Genomic DNA, 18049 nt, shown 5'->3' on the forward strand with positions numbered 1-18049 from the left:
GCACCAACGGGACGGGTATAATATGATTCGTAAAATAAGAACAATAATGAGGATACACACAATGGGAAACCAGAACAGACTGCAGATTCAATGCCCTTCCTGTAATACGGAAATCATTATCGATCCGATCACGGGGCAGGTTCTCTATCATGAAGAAGCGAAGAGTGAAAAAGAATCCCCTAAAGAAAAGTCGATGCAGGAGTTGTTACGGGAGTTAGAAGAAAAGAAGAAGAAGTCCGCCTCACGCTTTGAAGAGGAGAAGGAAGCGCTCAGGAATCGGCGTGCTCTCCTCGAAAAGAAGTTTAAAGAGATCAAAAAGCATGTGGATACCTCCGATCCCGGGCGGCCTCCCCATCCCTTTGATTACGACTGAACTCCCTCCAAAACCATTAACCATGCCTGGAAAACAGGAAAAACCAAATCTCATCGGAAAGCCCCTGAAAGAACTGACGCGGAACCTGACCGGCATGGGAATGTCTTCTTTCCGCGGTCGGCAGGTCTTCCAGTGGATCTACAAATACCGCAGTACCTCGTTCGATGAAATGACCAATCTCTCCAGGACGGACCGAAGCCTTCTGGAAAAGAATGCCCGGATTACACGCCCCACGATCACGGAATGTCTCCGGTCTGCGGATGGGACAGAAAAATTTCTCTATCGTCTGGAGGATGGCCACACCGTCGAAGGGGTCCTGATCCCGGAAACAAAACGGCAGACACTCTGCGTTTCGGCCCAGGTTGGATGTGCCATGAACTGCCGTTTCTGTGCAACCGGCCGAAACGGCCTGGTCCGTAACCTGACGGCGGCGGAGATCATCGGGGAAGTTCTGTCGGCACAGGACCGGGTCCAGCCGCGGACGCTGACACACCTGGTCTTCATGGGAATGGGGGAACCGTTGGCCAACTACGATGCCGTGGTGACGGCGCTGAAAATTCTCCTCGACCCAGCTGGATGTAATTTCTCCAACCGAAAGATCACCCTCTCCACCAGCGGACTAGTCCCCGGGATTCGGCGCTTGGGAAGGGAAGGGCTCGGGATCAATCTCGCCATCTCACTGAACGCAACTACAGATACAACGAGGGACCACCTCATGCCGGTCAACCGTCAATACCCTCTGGAACCTCTTTTCGAAAGTCTCCGGGATTTTCCCCTTCCGAAGCGGAGAAGAATCACCTTTGAGTATGTGTTACTCCGGGGAATCAATGACAGTTCTGAAGATGCCCGTCGGATGATCCAACTCCTGGAAGGGATCCCCGCCAAAATCAATCTCATTCCCTATAATGCAGGGACGGAATCAAACTTTGCCCCTCCGGACCGGGAGTCGATGGAGGACTTCCGGGGAATTCTCCTGCGTGCGAATTATACGGTATTCATCCGGGAAAGCCGGGGAGGAGAGATCGCCGCCGCCTGCGGCCAGTTGCGAGAACGAATGTCCGGGCACCAGTTTTCAATCGATGGAGAGCCAAAGCAGAACCGGCCATAACAGGGCTCTCTTCTTCTCCGGCAAGAAAAAACGTCCCGGCGGATATACCCGTCGGGACGTTTCATGTTCTTCTCCCTGATTTTACTGAATGCCGACGATCGCCCTATTTCTTCTTTTTTAACTGCGCATCGATCACTCTCCTGAAGCCGGCAATGGACCGGTCTCGCAGTCGTACACCGTTGATAAAGATCGTCGGGGTCCCCGTCACACCGACGTCAGCGCCGTCCCGGATATTCTTTGCAATCATGGCTTGCAGCTGCGGGTCTTTCAGGCTCTTCCGGAAAGCATCCATATCGAGCCCCAGTTCACGAGCGATCTCAAGATACTTCTGGTCTGAAAGAAACCGTTGATTCTGAAACAATTTGTCATTGAACTCCCAGAACTTCCCCTGTTCCCCGGCAGCCAGGGCAGCAATAGCCGCAGGCCTGGCATTTCGGTGCATCCGGAGGGGGAAGGACTTTTTAACAAGTTTTACCTGTGTGGGATACTGCTCCAGCACCTGCCGGAGTGTCGGCTCAAGCCGCGCACAGTAGGGTCATTGATAATCATCGAAGACGGCAATCACCACCGGCGCATCGGCCGGTCCCTTGAAGGGCACTCCCTTGGCATCAATATCGTAGACAAGGTTGACATTAACGACCGACAAGGTTTTTGTCTTCCCGTTGGAGGCAAAGAGTTGATTGCCCCGGGGAGAAATAGTAATCCGGTTGATGTCGGGATCAACGGAAATGCGGCCCGACAACTTCTGATTTCTCGCATTATAGACCAGCACTTCCCCCCTCGTCAGGACGAAGAGAAGTTTCCCATCGACCGTCGCCGTCATATCGAGAACTCTCTTCCCGATATGCAGTGTCTTTACAAGAGACGACTCCACCGCCGCCTGGGTCGTGATAACGCCCGAAGGCAACAGCAAAAAAGAGACGATCCAGAAGATCCGGAGTAGCCTTTTGCACCCTTTCGTCATCATTGCACCTCCGTTTTTGTGAATTTTTACAGCCTCTTTACGCATTTTTTTGTAACTGCTCAGGTTGCTTCTATGTTTCCCGCAGAACAAGGCGTGAGGAGCGCAAAACCGGAGGCGTATTTTTCATACGTTGAGGATTTGAGCACCGCAACACCCCAAGATACCTTATTCATCAGAGCCGCTGAAAGCGGCAAAGATAAATCTAAAGCGGGGCACGCCGAAGGCGTAACCCGTCATGCGGGAAAAGAAAAAGAGGGGTGACCTGAGTAGTTACATTTTTTTACTCTATCCCGGTCACAATCCCTTCGTCAAGAAGAAATTCATTCTTCCGCGGCGGGTTCCACATGCCCGCCGAATTTGTAGCGCATGGCCGACAGAAGTTTCTCTCCGAAAGTATGCTCCCGCCTCGACCGGAACCGCGCATGAAGCGCTGCGGAAAGGACATCGGCCGGAACGGCCTCTTCGATAGCCGCCATCATCGTCCAGCGTCCTTCACCGGAATCCTCAACAAACCCGGAATACCGATCGAGGTGCGGATCCTCCAGGAGGGCCATGGCCGTCAGGTCCAGAAGCCAGGAGCCGATCACACTCCCCCGCCGCCAGACCTCGGCGATCTCGGCGAAGTCAAGTTCGTAGCGACGCTCTTTCGGCACTGACTCGGAGGCTGCATTCCGAAGAATGTCAAACCCCTCGGCATAGGCCTGCATCAGGCCGTATTCAATGCCGTTGTGGACCATCTTAACGAAATGTCCTGCCCCGCTCGGACCGCAGTAGAGGTACCCCTCTTCCGCCGTCCCTCCCTCGCCTTCACGACCGGGCGTCCGGGAGATATCCCCCCGGCCGGGCGCAAGCGTTCTGAAGATCGGGTCAAGCGCCTCAACGGTCTTCCGGTCCCCTCCGATCATCATGCAATATCCCCGGTCAACACCCCAGACTCCCCCGCTGGTCCCCACATCAAGATAATAAATACCTTTTTCCTTTAACATCGCCGCACGACGCAGATCATCCTTGAAATAACTGTTCCCCCCGTCGATCACACGGTCGTCCGGCTCCAATTCCCCGGCCAGCATCTGTACGGTCGACTCCGTGGGATTGCCCGCCGGGACCATGATCCAGACGGACCGGGGCGGCGTCAGCGCCGCAACAAATTCCTTCAGGCTCCCCGCACCGCTTGCCCCTTCCGCAGCCAAAGCCTTTACATTCTCCGGATTCAGATCAAAGACGACACACTCATGGCCGTCACGCATCAGGCGCCGAACGATATTGGCGCCCATCCTTCCCAGACCGATCATTCCTAATTGCATCGGATGACTCCTTTCTTTCTTTCTCGAAATAGCCCCCTAACCCGCAGGGTCGGCACAATACCCGGCCGTTCACCTTCACTTCTTTCATATCCTGAACCCATTCGCCGCAGGACTCGCAACGCACCCGCTGCACGGGCCGGCCCGGCATATCCTGTACGGGGATCGTGACGCGGACCTCGGTGATCTCGAACAATTCCTCTTCCGGCATCACCTTGTAGGCCTCGCTTTGGCGGAGATATTTCTCTTCCACGTCCGGTGCATACCGGACGGCAAGCGCCCGTGAAGACTCCCTGGCACGAACCCGGACGGCCCGGCCGGTTTCCAGATTGACAAATGTCGCAGCCATGATCCCGTAATCCATGATCTTCAGGGTCCGTTTCCCGATCCGGCATCCGGTGACCGCCATCACAGCGTCGGCGGCACACCGGTCCATTTCAACATAGACGATGATTTTCTTCCGTTCCCCTTCGGAACGGGGATGCTCCAGCCCGATTTCACGACAGCCGATCATGGCCATTCGCGTTCCGATCACCTGGCCGGGGCACTCCTCCCCGTGAAAGGATACGGCTTCCCGCAGAGACTCCTCGAATGATTTCACTGAGACCTCTCTTTCCTGCAATCTATTTTCCAAAGGGACAGACCGGGAAACGGCATTCCGGACAGTTGATGCAGAACCCGCCGTGGCCGAGAGCTGCAATCTGCTCCCGGCCGATACGTTCTCCGGCAAGAATCCGGGGGAAGAGCAGATCGAAAAGGGTGATGGAGTGGAACATGGCGCAGGCGGGGATTCCGATCACGGGAACCTCCCCGATGTAGGCGACCATCAGCATCGCCCCAGGGAGGACCGACGCCCCGTAGATGACCGGATCGGCCCCGGCATCCTCTATCGCGTGACAAGTCACGTCGTCGGGATCAACGGACATCCCGCCGGTCGCCAGGATCAGGTCCGCCCCCTGATCCAGAAGGTCCCGGACCGACTGTGCAATGGCCTCTCTTCTGTCGGGCACGTAGCGGACATCGACAACCTCAGAACCGAGCTCCTCCACCTTCCCTTCCACAACGGGACGGAACCGATCCCGGATCCTTCCGGAATAGACCTCATTGCCCGTGATGACAACTCCCACATGGGCCTTTCGCAGCGGCAACACTTTCAGAATACCGCCGGCCCCCCGGCAGATCGATTCGGCCTGTTCCACCCGGCCCAGCGGGATCACGAGAGAAATCGCCCGGGTCCCCGCCACCCGGTCGCCTTTCTTAACCACCGTGTTGTCGTGCCGGGTGGCGCACATGACATCGCCTAAAAGATTAAACCGGTAGAGGGCCGCCACATCAATCTTCAAAAGTCCGTTATCGGCCGCCCGCAGCTCCACCTTCCCCTCTTTCGGAGAACAGTCGTGTTCAATGCCATCTCCCGCGAGGGCAGAGGCCAGGCGGAGGGCCGCTTCGTCCTCATGCAGTTCAATGTCGCTGATCTTGAGAACATAGAGGTGTTCCTTCCCGAGATCGCGGAGATGATCAATATCCGCCCGGGTCACCACATGACCTTTTCTGAAGGCGCGGCCTTTGAAGCGGCCCGGCACAATCTCCGTAATGTCATGGGCCAGAACGGTCCCGATCGCCGCCTGTAAGGGTAAGACATGAACCATAATGGTTCTCCTCCCCAATGTTCCCCGGCTTCCTCATGATCAACCATTTCGTGAAAAGACACTGTTCCCTTCCCGGCAAGGCCGGTCGATTTTAACCGGACTTCAGCGAACCGATACACCGGGAACAGGTCTTTCCGGGAATCCCGATAAAAGGTTCCCCGCAAACGCTGCAATACCGCGCGGAAACCTCGGCAAGCAGGCGCTCCTTTCTCTGCAGCCAGGACGCCAAAGAGATCTGTTCCGAAAAGGTGATCGCCTTGGGGAGACAGGCCTCCCCGCAAATCCGGCAGCCGACGCAGCCGGAAGGGGTAAGATACAACCGGACGGAGTCCTCTTGCTCCTCCCGCCGGAGCGCCCCGGTCGGGCAGAGGGTCTCGCAGACATTACACCCGACACAGTTTTCCGAGATCTTCAGATCGAGCGTCGGAAGTATTCCGCCCGGAATCGGTCCCTCCCGCACGGTCCCTAACTGCGCCAAGAGGGTGAGGAGGAAGAGACGTCGGGGATCTCCTTTTCCTTCCCAGCGCACCTTCCGCGCTTCCCCGACGGTGTCGGGGAACAGGTTCAAGGCGGTCTCCATCGTCCGCCTGCGAAAGAGGCCGAAGAACTCTCTCCGCCCCATTCCTTCCGTAACCACGGGGCGAGACTCCCTCTCTGCAAACTTCACAAAGGATTCGACCTCAACGATCTCCCCGCCCCAATCCGGAAACCGGGAAAGAAGTTGACACACCTGTTGCAGGGTTTGTCGATACTGTGCCATGGCCGGTTCCAAAGGACATTCCCGGCAGTCGATCCGTTTGATCTCGACCCGCCCGCTCCCCCAGACAAAGGGCGCAACCAGAAAGGACGGAGGAAGCCCCGCCAGACAGGGAAGCACCTGTACCCCTTCGCCGTTCTTCTGCAGATCCATGGCACAGGTGAACCGTACTGATGGACGTCCCGCTGCCTGTTGCTGCAGCAAGGTCCGACGCTTCCGCTCCCGAACGGAAGAGCATGAAAAAACTCCCGTGGGACAGGCAACCAGGCAGGCCTCGCAACCGGCACAATTCTCCCGGAGAATCACCCGATCCCCCTGAACATCCACGGCCTGAACGGGGCAGATGTCGGCACAGACACGGCACTCGCCCCGGGGATAACGGGCACGGATACAACGATGGGACTCCACCCGGAGATCTTGTGCCGCAACCAGTTTTTCAAACATACGATGGATCATCTTATATCAGACCATGGCCGGAGATAGACAATCGATGAAAAATCAACCGCCGAATTCCCGATCAAAGTGTAGACAAAGGGAAAGAAAATTGCAAGTCCTCTTCCGAGTCCTGGAATAAGGATAGGAGGGGCCACTCCACAGATTGCGGTATGGGGCAAATCCCTTGCAACAGGCTTACGACGCCCGAAAGAGATGAAGACCTGCTCAGCCTCTCTCCGGACCGTCCGGAATCGGCTGGTAGAGATACATGCGGTTCTTCCCGTTTTCCTTCGAACGGTAGAGTGCCTGATCGGCTGCATGGATCAGGGCTTTCACCTTTCGGGCATCCTCGGGATAGGTAGCAAGACCGATGCTGATCGTGAATTTCCCGAGCGGCTGATTCTCTTCGTAAGGGAAATAAAATTTCTCGACTTCCATTAACAGGCGCTCTCCGATGACAACCGCTTCCCGTTTGGAGGTCTGGGGGAGAACCACCGTAAACTCTTCCCCTCCGTAACGGGCGACGAAGTCTATATTCCGGATGGTATCCCGCAGCAGGGCCGCTACACTTTTCAAGGCATCATCCCCGGCAAGGTGCCCATTCTGATCGTTATACCACTTGAAGTCATCCACATCAATCATCATCAGAGACAGCGGATAGCTGTGGCGCTCGGCCCGGGTGATCTCCTCGGTCACCCGTTCAAAAAAATAGCGCCGGTTGAGAAGGCCCGTCAGATGGTCCGTAATGAGGACCTGTTCCATTTCCTTGGAACGTTCATAGAGTTTCGTCCGTTCAAGGGCAATCACCGCCTGGGAGGCAAAGATCTTGATGATTTTCAGATCGTCTTCATTGAAAACCTCGCCGCTGATCTTGTCGGTAATATTCAAGACGCCGATCGGCTCATCCTTCAGGACCAGGGGAATGCTGATAAACGACTTCGTCTTGTAACGCATCTTCTTATGCAGCCCGAGCCTCGGATCCTTTTCAATGTCCGTCACCAGCAACGGCACGGCCTTTTCCAGCACTTTTCCGGCCACACCCTCCCCTTTTTTGAGATGCAGCGTGCGCGTAAGATATTCGGGGACCCCCTTGCTCGCCTTGATCGTCAGTTCTTTGGTGACCTCATCGAGGATCATGAGCGAAGCCTGTTCCGCTTTGACCATCTCCGTAGAACGGTTCAGAATCAGTTGGAACAGGCCGTCCAGTTCCCGGGTCTTCCCCACCTCACGAGTCATCAAACCAAGATTGCTGATTTCCAGGACCCGATTGTCCAGATTCTTGCGAAGGTCTACATTCTGGATCGCCATCACGGCCAGGTTGCAGAAGGCACGGATCATCGGGATCTCATCTTCGGAAAGGGACGAATTATAAATATTGATCACCCCCCCGATCTTCCGGCCAAAATGGAGGGGAAAGGTATAGACCTGTTCAATCTTCTCATTAAATCCCGAGCGGGCAATCTGGAAACGATCCCGGGTATAGACAGGCTTGTGCTCGCGGAAGGCCCGGGCGATAATCCCCTGATCGATGGGCGTGCGGAAATGGGGAAGGTCCCAGGATTCCGGGCCGAAAAAAGACTGCGTCACAAGCGACGCCTCCTGTGAGCCGAGAAGCATCAGCGAACACCCCTTCAGATCAAAAAGAATAGAAAGCGAGTTGATGATCAGGCCATAGAGTTCCTGACTGTCCCGGACCAGGTTCAGATCGTTTCCCAAATGGAAGAGAGTGAGCAGGCGGGAGACATTCCGTCCGAACCGGCGCATCCGGACCGCCGGGGCAATCAGTGCCTCTCCGAGTAAGGCAAGATATTTCATCGCCTCCCTCAGTTCCTGCATCTTCCCGATTCGCAGCTCTCCGATCGCCTTGAACATCTCTGCATGATCAAGCTGAAAGGTGTCGGCCATCTTTACGTAACGGGAAATCACCGGCGCATCGGTCAGGATCTTGCCGCCGAAGATCGCTCCGATCACTTCTCCCTGCCGTTTGAGCGGAACGGAAAAACAGTACAGACCGGCATAACAGCTAAAAAGTTCCGTCCTTCCAGATCGCAGGGACCGGGCGATCCTGCGCCCACAGTGCGCCCGGCAGCGGGCCAACCCCTTTTGCGACCGGCGGATCAAACGGCAGAGATTCCGCTCCACCATCGGCGGGCCGATCAGCATCCCGTCCGCGCCGATACATTTGACCGTCAATCCTGAAATGTGGGCAAACCCCTCGATTGATCTCCTCCAGCTTTCAGAGGTCATCCATTGCTGATAGGTTTTCAGGTTCCGGGAGTCCATAAAAATCCTTCATTCAACTTCTACACAGAAGAACACACTTGTTTTTTATGCAAATCTCATGCTAATTCAAGCTATTTTTTCGAAAAAGGCTCTATTTTACTTATTGTATCGTAAGTTGTCGTTTTTCATACTGAAATCCATATCTTTGGCACAATATATTTGCGACACACAAAACCATTTTATCTGTCATTTGCAACAATGGAAAAATATTTCCTATAATATGTACTTTTTTTCCACAAAAGATACATTTTTTTCCCATTTCCGACCACTCCCTCATTGGCAAAGACCCAAAAAAAAACCCGCCAGAAGTATTCCTCTGTCGGGATTGATCCAACGGAATCCAGTACCGGGAAAAAGCCTGTCATGCCACCTTCAAAACTTGTACAGAAGGAAATGAATCCGGTCTTTGGCAAAGAGTTTTTCCTTCTGCAATTTTTTCTTTGCAACTTCCTCTTCCACTGTCAGATATTTCAAGCGGTTTAACCCCTCCAGCTTGACCTCCAGTTCAGAATGTAGATCAACCCACTTTCTAAAATCCTGGTCGGTCCTTTTCAGGTGATCGAAGTGCCTTTCCTTGTCGAACATGGCAATCCCTCCATACGGAAAATATCCTTTCCCATGTGAAAGATGGGAACAGACCTCTGTTGTAATGGAAAGAAGAAAAACGGCAAGAACGACTACATCCATGTTTGTTGATATACCATAAAACGGCGTCAAATTCAACTTTCGTCAATGTTCGGCCAGAGGCATCCGCATCACCAGTGCATCTTCACTCGTATCCGAATAGTAGCCTTTTCGGACGGAGACGGTAGAAAAATTCATTTTTTCATAAAGCCTTATCGCCGGTTCATTCCCTTTCCGAACCTCCAGAAAGAGTTGTTTCACCCCTTCGATTGAGGCCCTTTCTATAAGATTATTTAATAACATTTTCCCGACCCCCCTCCGGCGTCTCCGCTGAACCACAAAAAGATTGGTTAAACAGGCCTCGTCCAGAACCCGGAAGGCCGTAAGATAGCCGATCAGACCGGAACGATCCTCCGCAACCCGGTTGAGCCCCATCGGGTCCCGGAGCGCCTTCTCAAATGCCTCAAGAGACCAGGAGGTCAGGAAGGGGGAGCACTCCAACCGGCAAATCCTTCCCGGATCCCCTTGCTCCATCTTGCGGATCTTCAGAGTTTCTTCCTGCATAGCCACTTCCGGTTCCATTGCAGTTCCGCCTCGGAACGGCGAAGGTAGCGGGGTGTCAGCTCGGCCGGGGTCAGGGTCCTGCCTTCCCGAAATGCGGCGTAGCCGATCTCGGCAATGGATGCCGCCGAGAGATGATTCAGGCTTCCTTCGACAAAAACTGCCTTTGAAACAAGGACCTCCTCCAAAAACGACCGATACCGCAGGGCTCCTTCGCCGACGAAGAGTGTCTCTTCCCTCACTTCACGACAAAGATCCTCCGGACGGATCACCCGTTCCTCGGTTTCGGCATAGAGAACCCCATCCCGGTTACGAAAACGGGCGGCATAAACCTCGCCTTTACGGGCATCCAGCAGGGCATAGAGGGGAAGTTTGACCGCCGGGAAATGATACGCCAACCCTTCCAGTGAAGAAACGGGGATCACCGGCTTCTCCCAGGCACGGACAAGACCCTTGGCAGTGGAGACCGCCACGCGCAGCCCGGTAAAAGAACCCGGCCCGACCGAAATCGCCACACCGGTCAGATCCTCCCCGGAGAGGTTTGTATCGCGAAGAATCGTCTCAATGGCAGGCAACAGTCGCTCACTGTGGGTCCGGCGCAAAACCAGGGAATACTCTGCAATCAACCCCTCCGAACCGAGGAGCGCAACACTGCTCACCGGGGTGGAGGCTTCAATTCCAAGGATCAACATCTGATGTTCCCTTCGGGAATTCCCGCACTGGCTGTCTCCCGCATTCCCCTGCGAAATCGCTGCCTGTCATAGAACCATTCATTTTTTTCGACGCCTCTTCCATCGGTGCTTCGGGGAGAAGAACCGGTAGATCGACTGATAGAGTGTACTGCACCGTTCCATGATATTCCGCCGTTCAAGGCTTTCAAGGTCTTCCGCATCGGGGTCTCCCCGGGAAAATCGACGCCGGATTTTTGAAACCGCCCTCCGATCGATCTCCAGAAACTGTCCGTAGAACCACCGATTGAGCAGGTTCCACCTCGGCCCCCGGATCAGTGAGGCACCGAAATCGACCAGGTAGGGTTTGAAATCGGCAGTCACGAGGATATTCTTTTTGTGTTTCAAATCCGAGTGAACCACTCCCCGGACATGAATCTTTTCCACTAATTCATTCAGCGTATTAAAAAATGAGGCCGGAAGAGGGGCGTTCCGGGCAAAGGAAGAGAGGGGCTCCCCTGCAATATATTCGCAGAGAAAACCGTCCCGGTCCAATTTTTTATAGAGGGCGGGAATTCCTTCAAGACCCTGAAGTTTGCGGTAGATCCGATACTCCCGTGCCAACATCCAGCGCCCAAGGAGTATGCGGTAGATCAGATTTCGTCCGGCAATATCCTTAATGACCGCCGTCTTTCCATTGACCCGGATTCGACGGACCGTCCCCTGATTCCCTCCCCCGATCCGGTCGGTCTGAAACTGACGGAGATTTCCCCGGTGGACCGAGCTAAAGGCATCCATGATGTTTCGGCTCCAGGACGCAACGCTCCTTTCGATAGATCATCGATTCCAGAAAAAACCTTTCTTTCTGCGCTTCTCTTCGAGGAGAATCGGCTCTTCAATCTCGACAGACGGCGCATGTTCCGCGAAGACCCCACCGAGTTTTTCCCGGATTTCCAGAAGAAGATTTTCGACCGTTTCATCCCGGGATAACAGGCGATCAAGTTGGGCCTCCATTTTCTGGATCCGGTTCTCGATCTGCAGGACCGAAGCCGTCAGGGAGTCATCTCCCGCCGGCGGAGCAGCTCTGCCACCGGCTCCGGGGTTCTTCTCGTCCCAACCCACCGGCGAAACCGCCCCTGTACCGGAAGGATCGGGAGCCGCTTGATCAACATCCCGCTGCACGGTCTCCATGGGCACGGGTTGTTGCTCCGCTGCCGTCCCGTCCACATCGTGTTTGGAACGAAGAGACTGCATCAGTTCCCGCGTCACCAGCTTGAACGTTTCCAGAACGCCTTCCCCGGTCAGGGCCACAGCCGTATGGGTCGGTACATTTCTGTTATTAAGCATATGATCAAGCTCTTCCACCTCCATGACGTTTGCCAGATCCCGTTTGTTGTACTGAATAACCAGGGGAATCGTCTGAGGATCAAGGCCGTTGGCCAGCAGATTCTCGCTTAGGTTCTCCAGACTTTCTACATTTTTGTCCGCCATCTCTTTCTGAGAGTCGGCGACAAAGACCACGGCATCCGCCCCTTTCAGGACCAGCCGGCGCGTTGCATTATAATAGACCTGTCCCGGGACGGTGTAGAGCTGAAATCGGACATTGAACCCCCGGATCTTTCCAAGCTGCACCGGGAGAAAATCAAAAAACAGGGTTCGGTCCGTCTCCGTAGCGAGAGAGAGGAGTTTACCGCGCGTATTGGGATTCATCTTGCTGTGGATGTACTGCAGGTTGGTCGTCTTCCCGCAGAGTCCCGGACCGTAAAAAACGACCTTGGCCGTGATCTCCTTCACCGCATAATTAAAGAGTACCATGATCTGCTCCTGTCCTTAATGGGTTTGCATCGCACGTTCCCGGCCCCCCTCCCGGATCAAGGCAACGGCTTCTTTTTCCCGACCCAGCCAGCGGTAAACGGAGACCAGATGGGACCGGATCTCCTCCTGTGCCGGCGCCCGGCCAAGCGCATTCTGCAACAGTTGAATGGAGCGGTCGAAAACACCCCGTTTGAAATAGATCCATCCCAGGGTATCGAGAAAGACAGGATTCCCCGGCTCCGCCTTCAGCGCCTCCTTCGCCATCTTCAGCGACTCATTCAGATATTCATTCGATTCCGCATAGGCGAAGGCAAGGTTGTTGTAAAAGAGGGGAAAGTCTCCCTGAATATCGATCGCCTTACGGAAATGATTCACCCCTTCCTTGATTCGTCCCTGCCTGAGTTCGCAGACCCCCAGCCCGTTCCGAATGTCCGCATCATCCCGGTAGGCCTTCAAGATCTCCAGGAACTCCGCATAGGCCTCTTTCGTCTTCCTGCTCCTTAATAATAACACAGCCAGATTCACTCTGGCAATGACATAGCCCGGGTTGAGCTCCAGCGCTTTCTCATAGGCACTTTGGGCGGCATCCGGGTCGCCTTCCTTCAGATAGACATTGCCTAAATTATTGAAGACCCTGGGATTTCGGGAAAACTTCTTCGATAATCGGAGGAGTCCTTCCCCCGCCGCCTTGTAGTTCCCATCGGCATAGAACCGGTTGGCCTCTGCAAAGAGCCGTGCCGGCTCTGATGCATCGGATACCCCGAAGGCACATCCGCCCAAAAGAACGCCCAGGAGAAGAAACAGGGCCAAACAGACTTTTTTTCCCGACATCCACATCATCCTACCGAACCTCAATTCTCTTCTTCAGGACTTTGCGGTTCCCCACTGAATCCTCGGCCACGATCCGAACGACAGCGTCCGGCTGTATTCCGGAGAGCATATATTTGAAACGCCCCATCTTATCGGGATGAACTCCGGTTCCGTTAATCGTGACCAGCGCCTTCGCCTCCGTTTCTCCACTGACCTGTGCCTTCAACGTTCCCGCAACCTTCAGGAGGATGATGTCGTCCAACCGGATGAAGGGAGGAGTCTTGTCGATGGTCACCTTGAAAACCCGGTAATCCGAGAAGTCCCCTTCCCTTCCTTCGGAGGTAATCGTATTCACCCGCCAGTAATAGATCCCACTCTTTAATCCCTGAATGACGACACCCGGTTCGGACAATCCGGTCCTGACAATCACAAAATCAGTAAAAAACGGATCCAGGGCCACCTGAAGCCGATACTTTACATTTTTGGGCACCGGACGCCATTTCAAAACGGTTTTCATACCATTCAAGCTCTTGAAAAAGAACTCCGCCAGGTTTTCCGGATGGTCCAGCACAGGCGGTGGCGGAAGGTCCTTGATCTCTTCCACCCGGCTGTCATGGCTGATAGTGACCGATTGATTCTCCGTAATCTCCACCTTGTCCGTCCCTACCTGCAGGGCAACGGTTCCTTTGAAGACTTTCATCCGGCTCTCTTTCTCTTTGGTCACCCGGATGGCCACCTTGGCTTCCGAGATAGTTGCATGAGCTGTCGGGGTAACGATTACAAATTCCGAACCGGCCACCTTCGGTCGTCGGATCGTAGCTTCCACGTCACTCTGCTGGAGATTAATGGAAGACTTCTTAATCTTCGTGAATCGATTCTGCTTCATGGCCCGTATCACCACATAAGAGTCCGGCTTGATCATCAGCCGGTTGCCGTCATCAAAGGTGACCTCGGCATAACCGCCCGAGTAGGTGCGGATACTGTCTCCTTCGTGGAGGATCCGCCCCCTTTTCGCCCGGCGGAAACGGAGTTCCTGCTTGGACTTGACGGTAACATTCCCTTTGACGAAAATCAGTTTTGCCGATCTGGATTCAATCACACTTCCCTGCGAATCGTCGGAAACCTCCAAAGCGGAATGATAAATCCCGAGAATCCCGCCCACACGCGCCAGGAAGGGGACCTCGTCCGCCTTCAGCTTAACGGCAATGACCAACCCGGACAAAAGGGATACTACAATGAAGAGGACCAGCAGGAAGCGGACCCAGGCGCGCGGAATCCGGATCAATCGCCAGTCGAACAATTTTCGTCTTTCTTTCTGCATCAGCATTCCTGTTTCTTCAATGGCTTTATTTATCAATATACAGAGCTGTCTTCGTACGGATGAACGTAAATGACCGACCATACGCACTGAAAGGAACCGGGACCCCTCACTGCCTCACAATAAATGCCATACAGGGCTCATCAGGCTGAAGGTGTCTCCAGCTTCAGGACTTCGGCGGGAACCCGGTCCTCCATCGTCCGGCATTTCCATCCCTTGATCCGGCCCTTACTGTAGGCCCGGGCAAAGGCCTCGCAAACGACGGGGTCGTAGCGACTTCCGGCCCAGGATTTTAAATTTTCTACGACCGACAACTCGGACTGGGCCGCCTGATAGGGCCGGTCGGAGGTCATGGCATCGAAGGTATCGGCTACGGAAATGATCCGGGCCGCCAAAGGTATATCATATCCGCTCAGGCCGTCGGGATAGCCGGCACCGTCATAACGTTCATGATGGTGGCGCATGGCGGGAATGATCTTTTTCAACTGTTTGATGGGCGCCATGATATTCGCTCCCTTCTCCGGATGTTCCTGGATCTGCCGGAACTCCTCGTCCGTCAGCTTTGCCGGTTTCCGCAAGACACTGTCGTCAATACCGATCTTGCCGATATCATGGAGCAGAGCCGCCAACTGGACCTCTTCTTTGACCTTCGGGTCGAGCCCCATCTCATCGGCAATCGCCATGCTGTACTCCGTCACCCGTTCCGAGTGTCCCCGGGTATAAGGATCCCGTTCATCAATAGCGGCCGCCAGGGAGGCAATGGCGCTCATGAAGAGGTCCCGCATATTCTGATCGTAAAGATCCAGTTGGTTCGCCATGAAATTGAAGGTTTCCGCCAACTGACCGATCTCGTTATTGGATCTGATTTTGATTTTCTCCTTGAAATTTCCCTGGGCGATCCGCAAGGCACTCCGGGTAAAATCCATGATGGGAACACTGATTCTGCGGGCAAAGAAGAGACCGATGATTGAGACCAGAATCGAGGTCACCACCCCCCAGAAGATGATCTGCTCTTTCATCTCCGCCACGACACTGTAGGCATCCTTACGAGGCTCCTGGACCACCACCCCCCACCCTTCCAGGCTGAGGGGGGCATAGGCGCCGAGCATTTCCCGCCCCCCCTTGTCGACAAAGGGCAGCGCCCCTCCGGTATTCCCCAGCGCCAGATATTTCCCGACAATCTCCTCACCTTTCATGCTTTCCTGACGAACGGCACGCTGACGATCCTTATGCGCGATGAGCCGCCCCTGCCGATCCACGAGATAGGCCTCGCCGGAACGGCGGATCGTAATCCGTCCGATGATCTTCCAGATCCGCTCCAGCGACATATCCGCCAGCAGGACCCCCCCCACGTGATTTCCTTCAATGATCGGAAGCCCAATCATCAAAAGAGAAGCATTTTTCTCCGGTATGCCCAAGGGATCCGACACATAGACTTTCCCCTCCATCGCCTCGGAAATCACCGATTTCCGGAGCGCTGCACGCTCTTTCCGGCGCACACTGCCGAGTCCCGGACGGATCACCTCGGCCTGCGTAGCTCCCTTCTCATCGAGAAGAGAAATACTGATCAGGTCTTTGTATTGCTCGAGAAAGAAAACCAGAAGCTGATAGTTCTGCTGTTCGGAAAAGGACCGGGTCAACGGCTGCAAGCGGGCAACAATCTCCAGTTTTTCAATCGTGTTGTCCAGATAGGAGGAAACCTCCTCGGCCGTCTGACGGGCACGAGTGGCATGTGATCCCAACAGATCATTTTCCAGATATTCTTCATTGAGTTTCACCAGGTTGCTGTCGGAAATCACGAGAGGCGCCAACGAGATCAGCAGCATGATCAAGATCAACTGGAACATCAGGCGTCGCTTAGGGCGGACCTTTTTCACTTTTGTCTCCTCCGGAGGAGGACCCCCGCGATCCATTCCGGCTTCCAAGCACCGGCAGGGGGATTACCCTTCCGGAAACTCCCGTGACAGGGAACTGCCTTCCTTCCCGATCATGAAGACGGCATTCCGCGTGGCATCCTTGGCCCGATACATCGACTGGTCCGCCAACTGGATCAGTTCATTTTTATCCTTCACATGGTTCGGATAGGCGGCAATCCCGAAGCTGGCCGTCAGATGAAAGGCCTCGCCCGTATCGGCATGGAAGGTATAACTCTCCACGGTTGTCCGGAGCCGCTCCGCCGTTCCGAAAGCCGATTGCGGACCTGTCTCCGGCAAGACGACAATAAACTCATCCCCGCCATACCGGCAGATCACATCCATCGGACGAAGACTCCGACGCAGGATATCCCCTACCTCCACCAGGGCCTGACTCCCCACAAGGTGACCGAACCTGTCATTGACCTTTTTGAAGTAATCGAGATCCAGGAAGATGAGGGAAACCTCTGTTCGGTACCGGTTGGACCGGGAAATCTCGACATCAAGTGCCTGGTGGAGATAGCGAAAATTGTAGAGCTGCGTCACTCCGTCGGTAATGGCCAGTTCCGTCGCCTTCCGATAGAGGAGGGAGTTCTCAATCGCAATGGATGCCTGATCAACAAGGGTGAGAACGAGATCAAGGTCCTTCTGGCCGAAAGATTTTCCATCAATGCGGTTGATCACTTCCAGTACCCCCAGAATTTTTCCTTTGCTTTTCAGGGGAATACAGAGAATGGACCGGGTCCGGAAATGTAGGGAATCATCAATCCGGTTACAGAAACGGGGATCCGTGGCTACATCTTCCACGATGATCGGTTCTCCATGCTGGGCAACCCATCCGGCGATTCCTTCCCCGACCTTAAGCCGGAAACGCTTCAGGTCATTCTTCTTTTCTCCCTCGGTCAGTTCAAAATAGAGTTCATGCGTCTCCTCATCAAGCAGAAGGACCGACCCCGCTTCGGCCTTGACCAACTCACTCGTCTTTTCCATGATGATATTGAGGATGCTTCCGGTGTCAAGAGTGGAGGTCAGTGCCTTTCCGACATTGATAAAATAGGACAATTCCTCCGTGGTCTGGTCGAGTTCCCGGGTGGTGTGAAGCAGGCGCTCCACCTGCACCTTCCGGTCCACCGCCTTTTCCAACGCAAAGAGGAGACGTTTGGCATTGAGGGGGAGGATGAGATAATCATCAATACGGGTCGTCGCCGAAGGCAGGAAGGAATCCAGATCTTTTTCCGTTAACGTGAGCAGGACCTGACAGGCGGGGTTCCCCCGACGCAGTGCTTCCACCTGCTCCGGGTTCCACGACTCTTTTCCCAGGATCAGAATCGGATCCGGTTCCGGCAGGGTCTCGCCCGGCGTACAACAGACCGGCTCAAAGGAAGTGCCGAGGATCTGAGAACGGAACGCCTCCTGAACCTCCGATACCAGACCATATAGATAGATTCGTGTTACCGCGTCCATGAACTC

At 54.6% G+C, this 18049-nt stretch carries 18 protein-coding genes; 2 read left to right on the forward strand and 16 right to left on the reverse strand.

All coding sequences use genetic code 11. The annotated features are described in order from the left end of the window. The first annotated feature begins 61 nt into the window (after window positions 1-61). Window positions 62-373: a hypothetical protein gene (locus GXP58_01190; protein ID NOY52218.1), complete on the forward strand. Its 312-nt coding sequence runs from the start codon at window positions 62-64 to the stop codon at window positions 371-373. Window positions 374-395: 22 nt separating this feature from the next. Next, window positions 396-1481, forward strand: a complete 1086-nt coding sequence (rlmN, locus tag GXP58_01195) for a 23S rRNA (adenine(2503)-C(2))-methyltransferase RlmN (protein ID NOY52219.1) — start codon at window positions 396-398, stop codon at window positions 1479-1481. Between the two features lie 103 nt (window positions 1482-1584). Here the strand turns inward: rlmN and GXP58_01200 are convergent, their stop codons facing one another. The 16 genes from GXP58_01200 to GXP58_01275 form a co-directional block, all read right to left on the reverse strand. After that, on the reverse strand, window positions 1585-1980 hold the full coding sequence (locus GXP58_01200) for a thioredoxin domain-containing protein (GenBank protein ID NOY52220.1): 396 nt from the start codon (window positions 1978-1980) through the stop codon (window positions 1585-1587). Between the two features lie 36 nt (window positions 1981-2016). Beyond that, complete coding sequence (locus GXP58_01205) at window positions 2017-2448, reverse strand: hypothetical protein (GenBank protein NOY52221.1); 432 nt, start codon at window positions 2446-2448, stop codon at window positions 2017-2019. A gap of 317 nt (window positions 2449-2765) precedes the next feature. Further along, on the reverse strand, window positions 2766-3749 hold the full coding sequence (gnd, locus tag GXP58_01210; GenBank protein ID NOY52222.1) for a decarboxylating 6-phosphogluconate dehydrogenase: 984 nt from the start codon (window positions 3747-3749) through the stop codon (window positions 2766-2768). After that, window positions 3685-4347, reverse strand: coding sequence for a formylmethanofuran dehydrogenase (locus GXP58_01215; protein NOY52223.1), 663 nt, complete (start codon window positions 4345-4347; stop codon window positions 3685-3687). Before GXP58_01215 ends, gnd begins: the two co-directional genes overlap by 65 nt. Before the next feature lie 22 nt (window positions 4348-4369). Then, window positions 4370-5395 carry a molybdopterin-binding protein gene (locus tag GXP58_01220; protein NOY52224.1) on the reverse strand — a complete coding sequence of 342 codons (1026 nt, stop codon included), beginning with the start codon at window positions 5393-5395 and terminating at the stop codon, window positions 4370-4372. A gap of 91 nt (window positions 5396-5486) precedes the next feature. Further along, window positions 5487-6596, reverse strand: coding sequence for a hypothetical protein (locus GXP58_01225; GenBank protein NOY52225.1), 1110 nt, complete (start codon window positions 6594-6596; stop codon window positions 5487-5489). Between the two features lie 216 nt (window positions 6597-6812). Continuing rightward, entirely contained in the window at window positions 6813-8870 is a 2058-nt protein-coding gene (locus tag GXP58_01230) for a diguanylate cyclase (GenBank protein NOY52226.1), read from the reverse strand. 372 nt (window positions 8871-9242) lie between these two features. Then, window positions 9243-9557, reverse strand: a complete 315-nt coding sequence (locus GXP58_01235; GenBank protein ID NOY52227.1) for a hypothetical protein — start codon at window positions 9555-9557, stop codon at window positions 9243-9245. A gap of 42 nt (window positions 9558-9599) precedes the next feature. After that, entirely contained in the window at window positions 9600-10058 is a 459-nt protein-coding gene (rimI, locus tag GXP58_01240) for a ribosomal protein S18-alanine N-acetyltransferase (protein ID NOY52228.1), read from the reverse strand. Beyond that, window positions 10040-10747 (reverse strand): tRNA (adenosine(37)-N6)-threonylcarbamoyltransferase complex dimerization subunit type 1 TsaB, encoded by a 708-nt coding sequence (tsaB, locus tag GXP58_01245; protein NOY52229.1) that lies wholly within the window; start codon window positions 10745-10747, stop codon window positions 10040-10042. The genes rimI and tsaB overlap by 19 nt, the downstream gene beginning before the upstream one ends. A 78-nt stretch (window positions 10748-10825) precedes the next feature. Then, window positions 10826-11521, reverse strand: coding sequence for a hypothetical protein (locus tag GXP58_01250; GenBank protein ID NOY52230.1), 696 nt, complete (start codon window positions 11519-11521; stop codon window positions 10826-10828). A 39-nt stretch (window positions 11522-11560) separates the two neighbouring features. After that, entirely contained in the window at window positions 11561-12538 is a 978-nt protein-coding gene (locus GXP58_01255) for a GTPase domain-containing protein (protein NOY52231.1), read from the reverse strand. A gap of 15 nt (window positions 12539-12553) precedes the next feature. After that, window positions 12554-13369, reverse strand: a complete 816-nt coding sequence (locus GXP58_01260; protein ID NOY52232.1) for a tetratricopeptide repeat protein — start codon at window positions 13367-13369, stop codon at window positions 12554-12556. A 10-nt stretch (window positions 13370-13379) separates the two neighbouring features. After that, complete coding sequence (locus GXP58_01265) at window positions 13380-14669, reverse strand: hypothetical protein (protein NOY52233.1); 1290 nt, start codon at window positions 14667-14669, stop codon at window positions 13380-13382. Window positions 14670-14809: 140 nt separating this feature from the next. Next, window positions 14810-16543 (reverse strand): HD domain-containing protein, encoded by a 1734-nt coding sequence (locus GXP58_01270; protein ID NOY52234.1) that lies wholly within the window; start codon window positions 16541-16543, stop codon window positions 14810-14812. A gap of 63 nt (window positions 16544-16606) precedes the next feature. Beyond that, complete coding sequence (locus GXP58_01275; protein NOY52235.1) at window positions 16607-18043, reverse strand: sensor domain-containing diguanylate cyclase; 1437 nt, start codon at window positions 18041-18043, stop codon at window positions 16607-16609. Between the last annotated feature and the right edge of the window lie 6 nt (window positions 18044-18049).

The organism is Deltaproteobacteria bacterium (assembly GCA_013151235.1).
Taxonomy (GTDB): domain Bacteria; phylum CG2-30-53-67; class CG2-30-53-67; order CG2-30-53-67; family CG2-30-53-67; genus JAADIO01.